Raw genomic sequence first — 18,688 nt, 5'->3', positions numbered from 1 at the left:
GGTTGAAATTACTTTAGGTTGTAATTAGCCATAACGACGCTGGCGTGCGGCGAACATCATCAAAAACAGCATCGCTGCCCACAATGCAGACCAACTACCACCAGAGTTATCCGCGCCTTCAACCTTGCCCTTGTCGAAGCTGACAACGCTGTTTGCCAGAGTCAGTGCCGACAGTGATGAACCATTGGCAGAATGGACCTCAACAGTGATGTTATAAGCACCATCCTGTTGGTATTTATGCGGAATTACAGCCTGGCCGTTATTAGCCTGAACTTCAAAACGACTGCCATCTCCCATATTGGCGATTACCTGATAGTTACCTTCGGCATTGGCAATCTCAACAGTCAGGTTGATCGCTCTTTGCACGGCATCAATCACCGAAACCTGCAATTGCACTTGTGGTGATTCGATTGCGGGCAGTAGGTGAAATTTTAAGTACCCTTGTGCAACGTTGGCGCCGTTGTCGCTATCGGTTATCACAACTTTAATGTCATACATACCCGCAGTGCTGTATGTATGAGATGGACTCTTGTCATTCGACACAGAGCCATCACCAAATTCCCAGCGGTATTGATAGTTACCTGAGCCGCCAGAAACTGCTAATGAAAAGTTAACCTGGCCATTGCCTACAGCAGAGTAACGATCGGCGGAAATAGCGTCTATCACTACTGGATTAACACTGCCGTTGTTGCCTCCCGATGTCTGACCAATCACACGGATATTAATACTTCCAGCATCTGACCACTCACGACCGTCGAACACACGGTAGCTGACCACTGTAGAATAAGCCTCGGTACCGCTGACCTGATAACTGAATAAACCATCTGGCGTCAGTGTGGCAGTGCCAAGCGCAGGTTGCTCGACCAGCTCGAAAGTCAGGCTATCGCCATTGGTGTCTTCAGCAGTTAAACGTGATGCAATATTGACCGAATAATAGGTTTCAAATTCATTAACGACGGCCTGCGGTTTGTCATTGGTCAGAATAACCGTAACCGTATGAGTTGGAGAATATTCAGCACCATCAAATACGCGGTAATCAAAACTCATCTGTGTGGCTAAAGCAGACTGACTTATATAAGAGAATTCGCCCGTCAGTTCATCAAGTAAAGTCAGTGTGCCATTTGCAGGCTGGCGGGTTATTTCGAAAGAGACAGGGTCATTATCAGCGTCACTGCCGCTTAACTGGGCCAACATTAAACGTTTCCAGTGGTTGTTGAATGTTTCAGTTTTACCAGCAGGCTGAGAATTCTCCAGTGTAATAGTGACTGTCGCGATGTTAGATGCAACAGATCCATCACTTACAACAAATTTAAATGCCGTTGCACCAACGTAGTTTCTGTTAGGTGTGAAGGTGAATTCACCGGTGGCTTTATTGGTTATTTCTACACTGCCACTTGTTGGCTGCTGATATATCGCATAACTGAGTGAAGCTGTACCAGAATAATCGGCAGTGAGTGTTCCGCTGACATCGCTGCGGAAATGACCATTAAAGCTTGCATCCTGTGCAGTGATTTCCGCAGAAGAACCCGCGTTACCTTCAACAAATAAGTGCGGGCGCAATCCACCCAGTAACAATGACCGCTTACCGTTAACTGATGCGTACACCAAGCGATCGTTTACACCCAAACTCGGATCAATCGCTGTACTGCTATGCCATTCAACATTATCACCAACCACGTCATAGGTCGCTAAACGGCCGCCACAACTAAAGGCCATCACAATCGGGGTAATAGCCTCCAGCGCAACAACATTGCCATCACAAATCTCAGCAATTTTGTTGTAACTGGCGTCGGCGTTCAGACGATACAAGGTACCTGCGGCAGTACCATAAACCACCTCATCACCAGTATGTACATCAACAGTTTGTGCAACCGCAGATAACGTCAGATCTGATTTCACCAGGCCATTATTATCCGGGTCGAGTACATAAAACTTATCATTCAGGGCAACAATTTCGCGGCTACCATCACCATCAAAGTCGATACTTTCAACTGTCCAGATATCCTGCCAGCCGTTGTTTAATGACTGAAAAGGGCTTGCCCAGCTAAAATCATTACCGTCAACAATATAAACATAATTCCCCGGCGAACCGGTGTGTTCCTTCCCGCCCCCAGCAATAATCTCCAGCTCCTGGTCATTATCAATATCAGCAATTTCGAGCGAATAAATTGGCGCGCCATCCTGAAATTCAATGGTCTGCTTAATGCTACCGTCCATGCCATTTAAAACATAAATACGTCCGTCATATAAACGGTCGGTCGCAACAAAAACTTCTACCACACCATCGCCGTCGGTATCAGCAGCCGCAAGATCATGCAAGCCAGTCCAGGCATTTCTGCTAAAGGTATTCCCAGTGGTTTGCCACAATTTTCCTCCATCCTTCCCATTAATCGCAAACACGATGCCATCGTTAGAACCGGAAGCGCTCTTGCGGGAAGCATACAACTGATCAGTAATCCCATCATTATTCACATCAGCCATAGCAACGCCGTAATAAGGCCCCTCAGATTCACCACTTTTCCATTCGCGAGTATCTGACTCAATATCATGGATATAAAGATAATCGGCTCCGGTTGAGCTGTAACCAGCCCCCCACACCAGCTCAAGGCCACTATCAACATCAAGTTGCGCAACTGCGATGCCGGTAACGCCATGATCCGGATTACTAACACTGCTTAAGAAAGAGCCATCGGAATTTTTAAGAATATGAACCTTGCCCCACTGGCCATCGCCATAGATAACGTTGGGCACATCGTCACCATCATGATCAGCGACTGTCAGCGCATCAATATCCAGGTCTGCTGTGTGCTCCCACAACAGTCCTTTGCTATCAGCATTAAAAGCACGCAACTTGTACCAGCTATCTGCTGCTACAATTTCATCCAGACCATCGCCATCAAGATCACCCGCAGCAACCAGGTTATTAGAAAATCCGGTTGAGCGATAATCCCACTTTAACGTTGCACTACCGCCTTCATATTCGATAACGGCGCCATTATTCAGCGCCAGCTGGGTTTTATCAGACGCTGTAAAGGAACCTGACGCAAATCGTTTTGAACCATAATTAATACTGCCATCTGTCACATAAGAATCAGCTCGATATAAGCTGATATCGTCGTTGGTTAAGACCGCAAGTTCATCAATGCCATCGTTATCCACATCAGCCAGTAACATATCATTAACATCACTGATACCGGTTGTTATCTTCTGAACCAAAGAACCCAACTGATGATCAATGATCTCGATTCGGCCATCACCATATAGAACAGCGCTACCCTGAGAGATAGAGTTTGAGGAAAAGCTGATGATTTTTTTAATTTTGATATTGCCAGGAGCAGATTGGCAAACAGGCGTGTAAGCAGAAGTTTCGGTGTCAAATTTTACCACTACGAAACTGGCATTCTGGCCGAAGCCATTACCACTTCCGAACAGCAATTCACTTTTTCCATCCTGATCAGCATCAAAAACACTGAAGCCAGAAGCTCCAAGGCCTGTGCCAAGAGTCGCAGTCGACCAAGCCAACTTATAACCCGAGCCAGAGGCAGTGTTATTGCCACATAAATCGGCGGCTGCCGATTGTGAATACATTGTCGCCGTCAGCAGCACTGACGCGAACAAACCAGAAGCACGCAGCATAAATCGTCCTTGAATAATTATTGACCCAATAGTTAGCGGCAAATAATAACAATTACATCACTTGCATACCAGTCTCACCTACAGTCCCTGTAATAAACTCACACTCATGGCGATACACACGGCCACCGTCATATAACGAATAAAATCGACGCCCTGCTTGACCGCTGCCGCCGCGCCTAAGCGTGCACCAATCGCCTGACCCACTGCCATCGCCAGACCAATCTGAAACAGAATCTGCCCCGAAGCGATAAACACCACCAGCGATACAATGTTGGTGGTGAAGTTCAACAACTTAGCATGAGCCGTTGCATCAACCAGGTTCATGCCGCGCAACTTGCTATAACCAAGACTGAAGAAAGTGCCGGTGCCCGGACCAAAAAAGCCATCATAAACACCCACTCCACCCGCAACGGTTGCGTTAAACGGACCTTCTTTAAGTTTCGCCTTCCCCGTTCCCTGACCAAAATTCCGGGCGAATAATAAGTACACGGCAATCGCCATCAAACCAAATGGCATCGCGCGTACCAGCAACTCACTGTCAAACAGCTGAATCGCAATAGCACCAATAATGGCGCCAACACCCGCTGCAAATATGGCCCACTTTTGTTTTTTCGGTGACACCAAACCCTCCCGCACAAAAAAACGGGTAGCCGTAAAACTGCCGAAACAGGCCTGTAGTTTATTGGTAGCAATCGCCTGTACCGGAGGCACTCCGGCGAATAACAAAGCAGGAATCGTCAGCAAGCCACCGCCGCCGGCAACGGCATCGATAAAACCGGCAGCAACAGCAACCGCCGCCAGTAGTGCAAGAATTTCCCAGCTCAGTTCCAAAATATGCCCCCTCTGATTGACCCCGGCATGATACGTGATTCCTGATCAGAATCAGTGTTAATTCTGTGATTTATGGCAAGCTGGTTAAACGCCGGGGAATTTTCACTTTATGACGTCTGATATCCACCATTACCATGATGGCAAGCCTCTGAATCGCTCCGAGACCATTAAACGTCAACTGGAGCGGGATGCTGCACGCCTGTTTATGCGCCAGTATGAACAACGGTTTGATACTCCAATGCGCGATATCTGGCACAACGAGCCAGCGAAACCCGATATTTCCTGCCACCTGAACAATCAGCCGCTCGATCTGGAAATCGCACACCTCTACGCCAGTGCCAGTGAGGCCAAACTTCTGACCAAAGAGCTGATTGATCAGGTCGATCCGGAAAGTCATCCACGAACAAGCAACAAAGATCTCGAATCATTACGCTACTTATCGGAACTGGTGGAAATGAACAGCCAACAGCGCCTGCAAACAGCCCTCACTCATATTCTTAACCGCAAAGCAGAAAAACATTACGATTCAAAACGGGTGTGGCTGGTTATCCGCAATGCCAGCCCTATCTTGCAGAAGAAAGATTTTGATACCTGTATGGCGCAATTACATCTGCAGCCACATCCGTTTGAAAAAATCTGGTTGCTGCCGGACTTCTCAGGAGAACAGCCAGCCATTCAGTTATTTCCGACAAGTTAAAAACTCCTGAATAAACATTTCAAAATCACTGATTACAACTCAGATCAGACACCTGAGACCAAGGGATAATACCCATATATTCACTTATATGAATGTGCGTATTATTCGCACAACTACGTATAAATTAAGCAAAAACCATTAATACTTTGGTTGTAAATTTCGACTAAGGTGGCAGCGCTTTCTATCGATCTATCAGTTGCCAATCATTACATTGCCACTCCTCGATAAACCGTAAGAAATTCCGTTAGAAAAAATATTAAGGAGCCGAAAATGGCAATTGAACGTCAACATGGTGCCGAGCATCCATATTGGCCGGCGGGTCCATTTAAAATCCGTCTGCCATTCATTCATTACCGCTGGGAATTCCCTGAAATGATCCAGGGGTTCATTATGTTTGTGGTGGGTCTGGCAATGATCCCACTGCTGCAGAAATACCTCGGTATGCCGTACGAAGCGGCTCTGGCCTTCACCTTTATTGCAGGCCTGGGCTATATCCTGCCGGCATTATTGGGTGTGCCTATGGTGCCGGGCTGGATTACACCAGCGATTCCGGTGGTATTACTGTTCCTCGGCGGCTATGAGCCAGGGCCAGAAGCCATTAAAGCCATGTTTGCATTGCAAATTGAAGTCACGCTGATTTTCCTGATTCTGGGTTTAACCGGCTGGGGTTCCAAGCTGGTGAATGTGATTCCGAACTCACTGAAGTCAGGCATTATTATTGGTGCCGGTATTGCGGCATTAATGGGTGAATTAAAAACCGGTGGCCGGGTCGATTCCACTCCAATTTCTCTGATCGCCGGTTCTGTGGTTGCTGCCTATATCCTGTTCTCGCTGTCGTTTAAAAACGTTATGGAGCAAAATGCATTTGCCCGTAAAATCGCGAACTTCGGTATGGTACCGGGCATGATCATCGCCATGATTATTGGCTGGGTTGTAGGTGAATACCCTCTGCCTGATATCGAGTGGGGTATTACTAATCCTGACTTCGGTTTAATGGCTGATTACTTAATCTTTGCCACCGGTTTCCCTGAGCCAGAAATGTTTTTACTGGCTATTCCAACGGCGTTAATTGCGTATGTAATTGCCTTTGGCGACATTCTGGTTGGCCGTACTCTGTTAGAACGTGTTGACCGTGAGCGTGATGATGAAAAAATCGAAATCAACGTTGATCGCGTTCACGTTGTAACTTCGATCCGTAACGCTCTGCACGCATTCCTGGCGCCATGGCCGGGTTTATCTGGCCCATTATTCACTGCGGTGCACGCCACCGTTGCGGAACGTTATGCCATGGGTAAAAAAGCGATGGATTCGATTTATTCCGGTGCCGGTACCTTCTGGTTAGCAGGCTTAATGGCACTGTTGTGTCTGCCTCTGGTAACCATGTTTAAACCGGTATTGCCAATCGCACTGTCTCTGACTCTGATCCTGACCGCTTATATTTGTATCATGGTAGGTATGGAACAGCTGGATAATCCAACCGAGCGTGGTGTTGCTGGCATCGTTGCTGTAACACTGGCAATGCCGGATCCAAAATCAACGGTCTATGCGATTGTGATTGGTTTACTGCTGTACTTCCTGATTGAGCGCCCGAAACTGCTTGGCAAGCACGATCCGGAAGACGAAGTGATTTTTGCAGACAACTCGAAAGAGGAAGAAGCCAAAGCATAAGCCAGGCTAACAACCCTCCCCGACTTGGCTCATACAGAGATGTATGGGCCTTTTTTGTATTAACCGGAAAGCAAAGTAAAAAGAAAAAAGAAAAAAGATTAGAGAAATAAAAGACTGAATCAGCGGCCGGGGCCCGGCCGCTGACATACCTCAGGAAGCTTTGCGACGAATGTGAAAACACATATGAATATTTTTACGGCGAGCAAAGTCCTGCGGAACTGATTTGTGACTGACGTTCTGAATATCAAAATCCGCTAACGCTTCGTTATCAATCTCAAACTTACGGTAATTATTTGAGAAGATTAACAAACCGTCTGGCTTTAACAGCGCCATGGCATCCTGAATTAACTGCACATGATCGCGCTGAACATCCAGTACCCCTTCCATTCGTTTCGAATTGGAGAAGGTAGGCGGATCCATAAAGATCAGGTCATATTTTGCTTCAGAATCCTGCGCGGCATCTTTCAGCCACTGCATACAATCGGCCTGAATAAATTCATGATCACTGATTTTTAAATCGTTGGCCGTGAAGTTGTCTTTACCCCAATTCAGATAGGTTCGGGACATATCAACACTGGTGGTTTTTGCTCCGGCGATGGCTGCATGTAATGACCCGACAGCGGTATAACAGAACAGGTTCAGCATGCGAGAACCTTTCGGCAATGCTACACAACGCTTAGCAATATCCAGTCGAGTTGGACGGTGATCGAGGAATAAGCCTGTATCCAGGTAATCTTTCAGATTCACCAGAACCTTAGCCTGACCTTCAATCACCTCGAAACGGCGCGACTCAACGTCCTGCTGTTTCTCGTACTGACGCTTGCCTGACTGGCGCTCACGGCGCTTTAAAATAATCTGCTCAGCCGCAACTCCAGTCACTTCCGGCAACGCTGCTAACACATCCAATAAACGACGTTCGGCTTTTTCTTCATCAATGGATTTAGGTGGCACGTATTCCTGCACATGCAGCCATTCCGCTTCCGAATTAAAGTCGCGGTATAAATCCACTGCTACGGCGTATTCCGGAATATCGGCATCATAAATGCGATAAGCCTGAATACTTTCGCGTTTCGCCCATTTATTTAACGGCTTTAAATTCTTTTTCAGCCGGTTAGCAAAGGCTTCCACCGGACCACGAATCCGGCTTGGAGCAGGTGCGGATGACTTCTCATCAGCCGCGCCTAATACCAATAACCGTGTCTGAATTTTACCGTTCATAAAACGGTATTGTTTATCCAATGGACGACGAATGCTTTTTGATAAATCGGTATTACCGGTGAATACCGCTAATTTCCAGTGCGGTAATAGACGCAAGGTGGCGTCGTTAAAATCCTGATACAGCGGCGCTAACTGTGGCAGCTCACTTAAGCGCTCACCGTACGGCGGGTTACACACCACCATACCGCCCTGCTCAGCGGTTTCTTTCTGAATACGCAGATTTTCAATCGAACGACGCTCCAGATGAACCTTGTCTTTTAAACCGGAACGCTCGAGGTTTTTATTCGCAGCGTTTAATTGCTCCGGGTCGATATCGAACCCGTATAAACGATTACTCATTGCCGCCAGACCATCGGTTCGACGCTGGCGAGCTTCTTCGACCTGCTCAATCCACATTTTACGATTATGGCGCTGCCAGCGTTCGAAACCCCATTTCTGACGGTTCAGACCCGGCGCAATATCCGCCGCCATCATGCCTGCTTCGATGAGTAATGTGCCGGAACCACACATTGGGTCGACCAGATGACCACCTTCTTTCAGAGTTTCCGGCCAGCCGGAGCGAATCAGAATCGCCGCTGCCAGGTTTTCTTTTAATGGCGCTTTGCCCGGCTGTAGACGATAACCACGACGGTGCAGGCTGTCGCCACTGACATTGAAGTACAGCGCCAGCTTGCCTTTACGTAGCTGAGCTTCGATACGTACATCGCCATCTTTATCTACCGAAGGCCGTGCGCCCAGCTCATCACGGAAACAATCCACGATGCCATCTTTTACACGCTGAGCACCAAACTGGGTGTTACGTACGAAGTCGGTTTTGCCGTGAAAGTCGATGCGAAACGACGCGCCCACCGGAAATACGGTTTGCCAGTCTACGGCACGCGCCACCTCATAAAGTTGGTCGACATTGTCTACCTGACTTTCATGTAACGGAAACAACAATCTGCTCGCCAGACGTGTCCACAAACAGAAGCGGTAAGCGGTTTGTAAGTCGCCCTGCCACAACACGCCAAGGTGGGTTTCTCGTTCAACTTCGCCACCTAAGTCCCTGATTTCCGCCGCCAGTAAAGGTTCAATACCTTTGGGGCAAGCCGCTAACCAGCGCATTTTTGGTACCGATGACTCATTCTGCATGGTGATAAAACCCATCTCGTCAAATAGTTTGTAGCAGCAAAAGACACGCTGCTTATAAAAAATAGTTCATTAACATTGTGCACCACTCGCGGTACAAAAATAGCCGTCCAGCGAGTTTTTGCCGGACGATCGTTTCCAATATAGCGAGGATGCTAAATATGAAAAAACAGAAACGCGACATGCAGGAAAGAGCTTTTGCACGAGGTTATCGCGCAGGTGTCGAGCGCCGTTCAAAAGATCTTGCCCCTATGGGGACTCAACGCGATGCCTGGCTCGCCGGATGGCGTTCTGGCCGGGCAGACCACTGGGATGGTTACACCGGCGTTTCTGGAGTTCATAAAATCGCTGTTTAGCGACCTACGGTTCTACCGTTAAAACCCAGACCTCCTCTCCAGGGAGGCTAAGCCCGGCTAAAGCGCCGGGCTTTTTAATTCTGAAAGGAGCTACTTCATCGCCGCAATGGCATCAACACATTCGCCAATCAGCTCAGGGCCACGATAGATAAAGCCGGAGTAAACCTGAACCAGCTGAGACCCAGCGTCCATTTTCTCAACCGCACCTTTGCCATCAAGAATACCGCCCACACCAATCACAGGCAGCTTGCCGTCCAGTGCTTTTACCAGACGTTCAACGGTTTCCGTTGATAATTCTTCAACCGGTGCACCACTTAAACCACCGGCTTCATCACCGTGTTTCAGGCCTTCAACACCGTCACGTGACAGCGTGGTATTGGTAGCAATAACACCGTCAATTTCAGTATCGATCAGGGTCTGCGCCACCATCTCAACTTCGTTTTCATCCATATCCGGTGCAATTTTCACAAACACCGGCTTATAGCCGTGTTCTTCCGCCAGTTCTTTCTGGCGTTTTTTAATCGGCTCCAGCAGCTCTTTTAACGCATCACCGTATTGCAGCGTACGCAGCCCGGGGGTGTTCGGAGACGAAATATTCACCGTGATATACGTGGCGTACTGATACACCTTTTCCAGACAAATCAGGTAGTCGGAAGTAGCATTTTCAACCGGCGTATCAAAGTTTTTACCGATGTTGATGCCCAGAACACCTTTGTATTTGGCTTTTTTCACCTGCTCAACCAGATGATCAACACCTTTGTTGTTGAAACCCATACGGTTGATGATGGCGCGACGCTCGGGAATACGGAATAAACGTGGCTTAGGATTGCCCGGCTGAGGACGAGGGGTAATAGTTCCGATTTCGATAAAGCCAAAACCTAAACGGGCAAAGGCATCGATATAGTCGCCGTTTTTGTCCAGGCCAGCGGCCAGACCAACCGGGTTCGGGAATTCGATACCCGCTACGTTAGTTGGCAAACCAGCAACCTGAGGCGCCATAAACTGCAACAGGCCCAGACGTTCGCCAGCTCCCAGCAGATCAAGCCCCAGCTCATGGGAGGTTTCACCACTTAAACGAAAAAACAGTTGTCGGGTCAGGCTGTACCAATCCGCCATTTTCTACCTCTCATAAGCCACAATCGTTAAATTGCGCGGCATTATACGCAAGCCGACGGCAGATGTAGATGATCTTATGCAGGGAAAATCAAAATGATGAAGGAATGCCAGAGCTGGCATTCCGCTCAGCCGATACGCTGTATCTGCTGAAATTTACCTTCGCGGTTAAACTCGATAATAAAACGACCGTAAATGCCTTCCCGGGAGACCATCTTCTGCAGAATATTGGCCGGGAATTGTACCCGGCGTCCGTCGATCGCAATCGCACTCACCAGTTTGGCTGAGCCCTGGTAAAACCTCAGATATTCATCCGCGGAGATGGCAAGATCCACAATAATACTTGGATTACTCATACATCAGTTCCGGCTTAAGTTAGTCCGAAGGCAACAGCGCTTGCAAAAAGGCCAGGTATTGTTCGGCATTAGCACCTTGCTTTTCGGACGTCATCATCAGCACCCGTCGCTCATACACTTCCAGCATTAACAGCTCATCCGACAATACAGGCAGCAGTGCGGCAAGCTTATTGGCATGCTGGCTGGCGAGCGCCTCGTCACCTTTATAATGCCAGCTTAACCCTTCCGGCAGAAACTCCTGATCCCAGGCGGGTTGACGCACCACGCTGAATTGCAATTCACCACCGGCAACGTCTTCGTGTGACGTTGCTTTTTTCAACCAGGTATAACTGGTCGCGGTAATATCATCGCGCACACCGGTCTTGGCGGCATCGGGCTTAAACGTAAACTGACGCACCTGCATGCCACTGCGAATGGCGTTAAAACGCAGGTCTGCCAATCGGGCATCACGGGCGCTGGGTTTGAGCCAGAATACCGAGCCCATAATGGCCATCACCACACCGGCGATAATTAACCAGGTCATTCGGTCATCTCCTCCAGTTCCAGCCAGCGTTCTTCCAGCTGCTCCAGTTTTTCTTCTTTTTCAGCCAACTGAGCCAGCACTTTCTGAACATTGTCAGCATCACCGGCATAAAAGTCGGCAGCATTACTTTGTTCCAACAGAGCATCACGCTCGGCTTCGGTTTCAGCGATCTGATCCGGCAGACTGTCCAGCTCACGCTGCAGTTTATAGCTGAGCTTTTTCTTCTGGGGTGCTGGCTCTGCGGTGGCTTCTTTAACCGGCTCTGGTTTCTTAACAGCGGACTTCTGAGCAGCTGGTTTTCCGAACTGTTTTTCCAGCGCTTGCTTACGCTCCTGCCAGTCGCTGTAACCACCCACTTGCTCGTCGATATGGCCATTCTCACCAAACACCCACAGCTGCGTGACCACGTTATCGATAAAGGCACGATCGTGACTCACCAGTAATAATGTGGCGTTGTATTCCAGCAGCCGCTCTTCCAGCAATTCCAGCGTTTCCACGTCCAGATCGTTGGTTGGCTCATCCATTACCAGCAGGTTACAGGGTTTAAGGAATAGCTTGGCCAACAACACCCGGTTGCGCTCACCACCGGATAAGGCTTTGACCGGCGTGCGGGCACGTTCACCGGAGAATAAGAAGTCTCCCAGGTAACCAATAATATGACGTGAGTTACCGTTAACGATCACATGGTCTTTGCCGTCCGCAACGTTATCGGCAATCGACTTCTCTTCGTCTAACTGATGGCGAGCCTGATCAAAATAGGCAACTTCCAGCTTGGTTCCGACTTTGATTTTACCTTGTTGCGGCTCGAGCTTGCCCAACAACAGCTTTAATACGGTACTTTTGCCCACACCGTTAGGGCCAACCAATCCAATGCGGTCACCACGCAGTACATTGGTGGTGAAGTTATCGACCTGTGGTACAGATTCGCCCCGTTCACCGTCTGAAGAAGGTTTTTGCCAGGCATAGGACAGATTCTGAATCTCAAACACCATCTTACCGGAGCTTTCCGCCTGACCCAGGTTCAGGTTGGCGGTGCCGGTAACTTCCCGACGGGCTTTGCGCTCTTTACGCATTTCTTTCAAGCGTTCGACCCGACCTTCGTTACGGGTACGACGTGCTTTAATGCCCTGGCGAATCCATTTCTCTTCTTCCGCCAGACGCTTATCGAATAAGGCATTCTGAGCCGCTTCATCTTCCAGGCGTTTTTCCCGGTGGCTGATAAAGCTCTGATAGTCGCCGCGCCACTCATAAATATGGCCGCGATCAAGATCGAAAATCCGGGTTGAAAGATTTTGTACAAATGCCCGGTCGTGACTGATGAATACCAGCGAGCCATTAAATTGTTTTAACTGTTCTTCCAACCACTCGATCGTGGGCACATCCATATGGTTGGTTGGCTCATCAAGAATCAGCAGTTCCGGCTCGACCACCAATGCCCGGGCCAGCATCACACGACGCTGCCAACCACCTGAGAGTGATGCGAAGCTGGCTTCTCCCGGAAGATTGAGTTTCTGGATAATGGCATCTACTTTCTGCTGCCAGCTCCAGCCGTCGGCTGCTTCAATCTGATTCTGCAGCTTTTCCAGTAACTTGAGATCAGCCGCTTCACCTTTGGCGGTTTCATCGTGATACAGAGCAATAGCATGACCTAACTCACCGAGGCCTTCGGCCACCACATCGTAAACCGGTGAGTCGGTTGTTTGCGGAAGCTCCTGTTGCAAGACCGATACCCGCAACATGTCCCGGCGAACCACAGAACCATCGTCAGGAATCACTTCGCCGCTAAGCACTTTTAACAGTGTCGACTTGCCTGCACCATTACGACCAACGATACAAACCCGCTCACCTGAGTGGACTTCAGCATCGATTTTGTCGAACAACACATGATCGCCAAAAGCCAGCTCAACCTGTTTCAACTGCACTAACATCATTACCGGATATCACCTTAATTTTGCGGCAAAGCGCGCAGTATACTTGAATAAATAAAACATTGGCTTTGTCCTATATTTGCAACATAGTGTTGCTAATAACTTTGCAAATAAACAACTTACTTCCACCGTCTTCTAAGGTAAAAAAGCCGATTGGATTATCCAACCGGCTTGTGAGGTAACATCACGCCACAAGCTGATATTTATGGCATGAAATCACTGGTAAACACCGATTTACCAGTGAACAGCACAGAAAACTCGTTTTAACGACGGAAACACAATAATGACAATACATCTGAATCAGGGGCACTTCGCTGCCATCGTTTTGTTTCTGGGCATGATCCTTTGGGTCGCCAGCGGCAGCCTAGGCCCGGAACAGGAATTTTCTAACCCCCGCCCTCTGGTCATGGAAACTGGTTTAAAACGCGTTCAGGTAGAACGCATGCAGGGTCAGGCGACTCAACGCGACGTCTTAGTATCAGCTCATACCGCTGCTAACCGTCGGGTTGAACTGCGCTCAGAGATTCGCGCTAAAGTCGTTCGAATCACCAAAGCCAAAGGTGAAATGGTTAAAAAAGGCGATGTTCTGGTTGAGCTGGATGCACGCGACTGGCCAGCCCGACTGAAACAAGCCAAAGCCAGCCTCAAGCAACGTCAGCTGGAGGCCCAGAGTGCACAAAAACTGTTTAACAAAGATTTAGCCAACGAAGCACAACTGGCCCAGGCCCAGACCGCACTGGCAAATGCTGAAGCTGAAATGATTCAGGCACGCATTCAGGTTAACGCCACCAAAATCCGCGCGCCTTTCGATGGCATCGTTGACCAGCGCATGGTGGAAGTCGGTGATTTCGTTAAAGATTCACAGGCTATTATCACGGTGCTCGATTTCTCACCATACCTGGTTGTGGGCAACTTACCGGAAATTGAGACCGCCAATGTGCACATCGGCGACCCCGGTTACGCCATTCTGGTCGATGGCAGTCGCGTTGATGGCAAAATTCGTTTTGTTGCCGCCGAAGCGGACAGCCAGACCCGTACCTTCCCGGTTGAACTGGAAATCGACAACCCTAGTGGCGTGATGACCAGTGGCCTGACAGCGAAAATTCACGTACCTCAGCCGGAAACACACGCCTATCACGTATCTCCCGCGCTGCTGATTCTGAGTGACGATGGTCAGCTGGGCTTAAAAGGTATCGACGAGCAACACAAAGTGGTCTTCCGTCCAATCAGCCTGCTGAAAGCCGATAACGATGGTGTTTGGGTTTATGGTTTAGGCGAACAGGCTGACATCATTACCGTCGGCCAGGGCTTTGTTGAATACGGTGAGCAGGTTGAGCCGGTATTCGTCAGCGAAGAAATGCACAGCGAAACCAGTGAGCCTACTTCTCAGCCAGCTGCTGATGAACAAACCGCACTGACGGCAGGATAAGTCATGAACAGCTTAATTGATGCATCCCTGCACCGCTCCAGAACCGTTTTAATGTTGTTCTGCCTGATTGCTTTAGTAGGTATTGTCACCCTGGTGACCATCCCGAAAGAAAGTAATCCGGACATTACTGTGCCACTGGTTTACGTTTCGGTTAATCACGACGGTATTTCTCCGGAAGATGCCGACACTCTGATCTACAAGCCATTGGAAAAAGAGCTGCGGGCTCTGGATGGCTTAAAAGAAATGATTTCCACCGCCACCGCCGGTCACCTATCGATTCAGTTGGAGTTCTACACCGATACTGATATCGATCAGGCATTACTGGACGTGCGCCAGAAGGTCGACGACGCCAAGGGCGAATTACCTTCCGATTCCAATGAACCGAAAGTCAAAGAGATTAACGTCGCGTTATTCCCGGTGATGGTTGTCACCCTGTCAGGTGAAATTAACGAGTCCGCTTTGTATGCCGTTGCGAACGACCTGCAAGATCGCCTGGAAGCACTACCAGGCGTATTAGAAGTGGAAGTACGTGGTAAACGTGAAGAAATTGCTGAAATCATTGTTGATCCAGCGCGCATGGACAACTATGGCCTGACGCTGGGAGAACTGGGCCGCCTGGTGGGTAATAACGCTCAGCTGGTTGCCAGTGAAGACCTGGATACCGGTGTTGGTCGTTTTGGTATCAAGGTACCTGGCTTGGTTGAAAGTATTCCCGACATCCTGGAATTACCGGTTAAAGCGAACGGTGATGATGTGGTGTTGTTCCGCGACATCGCCGTCGGCCGCCTCGCTTACAAAGATCGCAAAAACAGCGCCCGGGTGAATGGCAAACAAGCCGTTACACTGGAAATTAAGAAGCGTATTGGCTCTAACATCATTCATACACTGGATGACGTAAAAGGCATCATTAAAGAAGTTCAACCCTATTGGCCCAATGGCATTCAGGTGGGCTTATCACAGGATGAATCCGACCAGATCAAAGAAATGTTAAACGACCTGTTTAACAACGTACTGGTGGCGACGCTGCTGGTAATGATCCTGATCCTGGCCAGCCTTGGTGTACGCAGTTCCTTTATGGTCGGCATGGCCATCCCCGGCGCCTTCCTGATGGCATTGATTGTTTTAAGCATGATGGGCTACACCCTGAATATGGTGGTGCTGTTCTCGCTGATTCTGTCGGTTGGCATGCTGGTCGACGGTGCCATTGTTGTAACTGAATACGCTGACAGACGCCTGGCTGAGGGCGCGCCTGCCCGCCACGCCTACGGTGAAGCGGCCAAGCGTATGGCCTGGCCAATTATTGCATCGACTGCCACGACCCTGGCGGTATTCCTGCCTCTGCTGTTCTGGCCAGGTACCACCGGCGAGTTTATGAAGTACCTGCCGCTGACCCTGCTGTTTACTCTCAGCGCATCTCTGGTGATGGCGTTGATTGTGGTACCAACCATTGGCGCCTTAGTGGGTAAACAATCGACCCAGAACCTGAAAACACTGGATATGGTGAAAGCTGCCGAAGAAGGTCGTTTTGACGAGCTTTCCGGTTTTACCGGCGGTTACATCCGGGTATTAAACAGCGCTTTGCACCATCCACTGAAGATCCTCGGTGCGGCAGTTACGGCTCTGGTTTTATCCTTCATTATCTACGGCAAGCTGGGACATGGTGTGGAGTTCTTCCCGGATGTTGATATCGATGTTGGCCTGGTGGACGTGCGTGCCCGGGGGAATTTATCGATCGAAGAAAGTGAAGCACTGGTACAGCAGGTTGAAGCACGAATCTTCGATATGGCGGAGATTGAGTCGATCTACACAGCCACTTTTGTACGCCCACCGAATGAAGCCGCCGCTGACGTGGTTGGCCGCATTCAGATTGAGTTGGTTAACTGGAAACACCGCCGCACTGCAAACGAAATCTTAAAGGATATCGAAGCACGCACCGCCGATATAGCCGGTATCATTGTTGAAACACAGAAAAAAGCCAACGGGCCATCTGCTGGTGCCGACATTCAGCTGCAATTTACCGCCGCCAGCGCCGAGGACATTGTTCCTATGCTGGAGAAAGTAAAAGCCATTTTTGCAGCCGACCCGGATTTGAAAGACGTACGGGATGATCGTCCACTGGACGGTATCGAATGGCAGCTGGATATCAATCGTGAAAAAGCCACCCGCTTTGGCACCGATATTGTCAGCACCGGATCGATGATTCGAATGATCACCGGTGGACAGAAAGTGGGTGAGTTCCAACCAGATTACACCGATGAAGAAGTCGAAATCATGCTGCGCTACCCAACTCAGGCGCGCAACATTGACCAGTTCTCACAGTTTAACGTTCAGACCGCCCATGGCCTGGTACCGGTTTCTAACTTTATGGAACGGATTGCTGTGCCAAAATCTGGTGACGTTGTCCGTATCGATGGCAAACGCCGCTACCGCTTGACTGCCAACGTACAGGAAGGAATTAATCCAACCGATAAGATTCTGCAGCTGACAGAAGAACTGAAGCAGTTTGATTGGCGTGCAGCCGGTGTTGAGCCACGTTTCCGCGGTGATTTTGAGAAGATGGCCGAAACCGGCGCCTTCCTGGGCAAAGCATTTGGTATTGCCATCTTCCTGATGGCCACCATTCTGGTGACTCAGTTCAACAGCTTCTATAACGCCGGATTAATCATGAGCGCGATTGTGCTGTCGATTGTTGGTGTATTGTTTGGCCTGCTGATTCGTGGCGAGCCTTTCGGCATTGTTATGAGTGGCCTTGGCGTGATCGCTCTGGCGGGCATTGTGGTGAACAACAACATTGTTCTGATCGATACCTTTAATCGCCTGATTCGCGATGGTATAGCGCCATTGGATGCCGCTTTACGGACCGGAGCACAACGTTTGCGTCCGGTGATGCTGACCGCCATCACCACCGTGCTCGGCCTAATGCCAATGGTTATGCAATGGAATATCGATCTGATGAATCGTCAGTTCTCTATTGGTGCACCATCCTCCCAGTGGTGGACTCAGCTATCGACGGCGATTGCCGGTGGTTTGACCTTCGCTACTATTCTGACGTTGATTATGACCCCTTGCCTGCTGGTATTGGGCGAAAATATGAAACAGAAGAGCCGCGCAAAGAAGGCTGCTAAACAAGCCGCTGCTAACGCCTGATTCGCTGAACCCGTCGTTAGTACGTAAAAAGCCGCCGCTGAAAATTTCATCGGCGGCTTTTTTCTGTTTTTCTCAAAACCAGAAATGAACAACGATTAAACAACTCTGATCAGTTTCCGTTCAAAATGCCTTAAATTCGCGCAAGTTACTGAAAAAATTAAAAAAAACTAAAAAAGTCTTAAATAAATGTTTGACACCCTGCGGATTCTGAGTAGAATGCGACCTCGCTTTTACGGGGAAGGGTGATTAGCTCAGCTGGGAGAGCATCTGCCTTACAAGCAGAGGGTCGGCGGTTCGATCCCGTCATCACCCACCAAACCGTGAAGCAGCGATTTACGAAACGATGGACTGGTAGTTCAGTTGGTTAGAATACCGGCCTGTCACGCCGGGGGTCGCGGGTTCGAGTCCCGTCCAGTCCGCCATCTTTCGTTAAATCGAACTTTTGATTTCGCACTTTTGCGAAAACAAAATGGGTGATTAGCTCAGCTGGGAGAGCATCTGCCTTACAAGCAGAGGGTCGGCGGTTCGATCCCGTCATCACCCACCACTACCTCAAAGTGGTTAAACAATGTGACTTATGCGGACTGGTAGTTCAGTTGGTTAGAATACCGGCCTGTCACGCCGGGGGTCGCGGGTTCGAGTCCCGTCCAGTCCGCCA

12 protein-coding genes and 4 tRNA genes are annotated in these 18,688 nt (G+C 49.2%); 9 read left to right on the top strand and 7 right to left on the bottom strand.

Annotated elements, in window-relative coordinates; all coding sequences use genetic code 11:
* Positions 1 to 24: 24 nt before the first annotated feature.
* Positions 25 to 3,636 (bottom strand): Ig-like domain-containing protein, encoded by a 3,612-nt coding sequence (locus tag ACOQOZ_RS00975; RefSeq protein WP_420590414.1) that lies wholly within the window; start codon positions 3,634 to 3,636, stop codon positions 25 to 27.
* Between the two features lie 78 nt (positions 3,637 to 3,714).
* Positions 3,715 to 4,467 carry a TSUP family transporter gene (locus tag ACOQOZ_RS00970; protein WP_420590413.1) on the bottom strand — a complete coding sequence of 251 codons (753 nt, stop codon included), beginning with the start codon at positions 4,465 to 4,467 and terminating at the stop codon, positions 3,715 to 3,717.
* A 109-nt stretch (positions 4,468 to 4,576) separates the two neighbouring features.
* Between ACOQOZ_RS00970 and ACOQOZ_RS00965 the strand changes: the two genes are divergently transcribed.
* A complete protein-coding gene (locus tag ACOQOZ_RS00965) occupies positions 4,577 to 5,164 on the top strand; it encodes a hypothetical protein (RefSeq protein WP_420590412.1) in 588 nt (195 codons plus the stop codon).
* A gap of 270 nt (positions 5,165 to 5,434) precedes the next feature.
* The gene (locus ACOQOZ_RS00960; RefSeq protein WP_420590411.1) at positions 5,435 to 6,832 is read left to right on the top strand and encodes a solute carrier family 23 protein; all 1,398 of its coding nucleotides are present in this window, start codon (positions 5,435 to 5,437) and stop codon (positions 6,830 to 6,832) included.
* 150 nt (positions 6,833 to 6,982) lie between these two features.
* Here the strand turns inward: ACOQOZ_RS00960 and rlmKL are convergent, their stop codons facing one another.
* Positions 6,983 to 9,181 (bottom strand): bifunctional 23S rRNA (guanine(2069)-N(7))-methyltransferase RlmK/23S rRNA (guanine(2445)-N(2))-methyltransferase RlmL, encoded by a 2,199-nt coding sequence (rlmKL, locus tag ACOQOZ_RS00955; protein ID WP_420590410.1) that lies wholly within the window; start codon positions 9,179 to 9,181, stop codon positions 6,983 to 6,985.
* Positions 9,182 to 9,339: 158 nt separating this feature from the next.
* Between rlmKL and rmf the strand changes: the two genes are divergently transcribed.
* On the top strand, positions 9,340 to 9,534 hold the full coding sequence (gene rmf / locus ACOQOZ_RS00950; protein ID WP_068659711.1) for a ribosome modulation factor: 195 nt from the start codon (positions 9,340 to 9,342) through the stop codon (positions 9,532 to 9,534).
* Between the two features lie 90 nt (positions 9,535 to 9,624).
* Here rmf and ACOQOZ_RS00945 read toward each other — a convergent pair whose 3' ends face one another.
* From ACOQOZ_RS00945 to abc-f, 4 genes are all read right to left on the bottom strand, one after another.
* A complete protein-coding gene (locus ACOQOZ_RS00945; RefSeq protein WP_420590409.1) occupies positions 9,625 to 10,650 on the bottom strand; it encodes a quinone-dependent dihydroorotate dehydrogenase in 1,026 nt (341 codons plus the stop codon).
* 125 nt (positions 10,651 to 10,775) lie between these two features.
* The gene (locus ACOQOZ_RS00940; RefSeq protein WP_420590408.1) at positions 10,776 to 11,003 is read right to left on the bottom strand and encodes a DUF2835 domain-containing protein; all 228 of its coding nucleotides are present in this window, start codon (positions 11,001 to 11,003) and stop codon (positions 10,776 to 10,778) included.
* Positions 11,004 to 11,022: 19 nt separating this feature from the next.
* Positions 11,023 to 11,526: a hypothetical protein gene (locus ACOQOZ_RS00935; RefSeq protein ID WP_420590407.1), complete on the bottom strand. Its 504-nt coding sequence runs from the start codon at positions 11,524 to 11,526 to the stop codon at positions 11,023 to 11,025.
* The gene (gene abc-f, locus ACOQOZ_RS00930) at positions 11,523 to 13,457 is read right to left on the bottom strand and encodes a ribosomal protection-like ABC-F family protein (RefSeq protein WP_420590406.1); all 1,935 of its coding nucleotides are present in this window, start codon (positions 13,455 to 13,457) and stop codon (positions 11,523 to 11,525) included. The genes ACOQOZ_RS00935 and abc-f overlap by 4 nt, the downstream gene beginning before the upstream one ends.
* A 280-nt stretch (positions 13,458 to 13,737) precedes the next feature.
* Here abc-f and ACOQOZ_RS00925 point away from each other — a divergent pair, with 280 nt between their 5' ends.
* The 6 genes from ACOQOZ_RS00925 to ACOQOZ_RS00900 all read left to right on the top strand — a co-directional run bounded on the left by ACOQOZ_RS00925 (position 13,738) and on the right by ACOQOZ_RS00900 (position 18,688).
* The gene (locus tag ACOQOZ_RS00925) at positions 13,738 to 14,883 is read left to right on the top strand and encodes an efflux RND transporter periplasmic adaptor subunit (protein ID WP_420590405.1); all 1,146 of its coding nucleotides are present in this window, start codon (positions 13,738 to 13,740) and stop codon (positions 14,881 to 14,883) included.
* A 3-nt stretch (positions 14,884 to 14,886) separates the two neighbouring features.
* Positions 14,887 to 18,030: an efflux RND transporter permease subunit gene (locus ACOQOZ_RS00920; protein ID WP_420590404.1), complete on the top strand. Its 3,144-nt coding sequence runs from the start codon at positions 14,887 to 14,889 to the stop codon at positions 18,028 to 18,030.
* A 240-nt stretch (positions 18,031 to 18,270) separates the two neighbouring features.
* Positions 18,271 to 18,346: transfer RNA gene (locus ACOQOZ_RS00915), tRNA-Val, on the top strand.
* A gap of 29 nt (positions 18,347 to 18,375) precedes the next feature.
* A tRNA-Asp gene (locus ACOQOZ_RS00910) sits at positions 18,376 to 18,452 on the top strand.
* Positions 18,453 to 18,501: 49 nt separating this feature from the next.
* Positions 18,502 to 18,577 (top strand) — tRNA-Val (locus tag ACOQOZ_RS00905).
* A gap of 34 nt (positions 18,578 to 18,611) precedes the next feature.
* Positions 18,612 to 18,688, top strand: a tRNA-Asp gene (locus ACOQOZ_RS00900).

This window comes from Bacterioplanoides sp. (genome assembly GCF_965219715.1).
Lineage (GTDB): Bacteria > Pseudomonadota > Gammaproteobacteria > Pseudomonadales > Oceanobacteraceae > Bacterioplanoides.
Note: the sequence above shows the minus strand (reverse complement) of the source record. Positions and strands in the feature narration are given on the sequence as shown.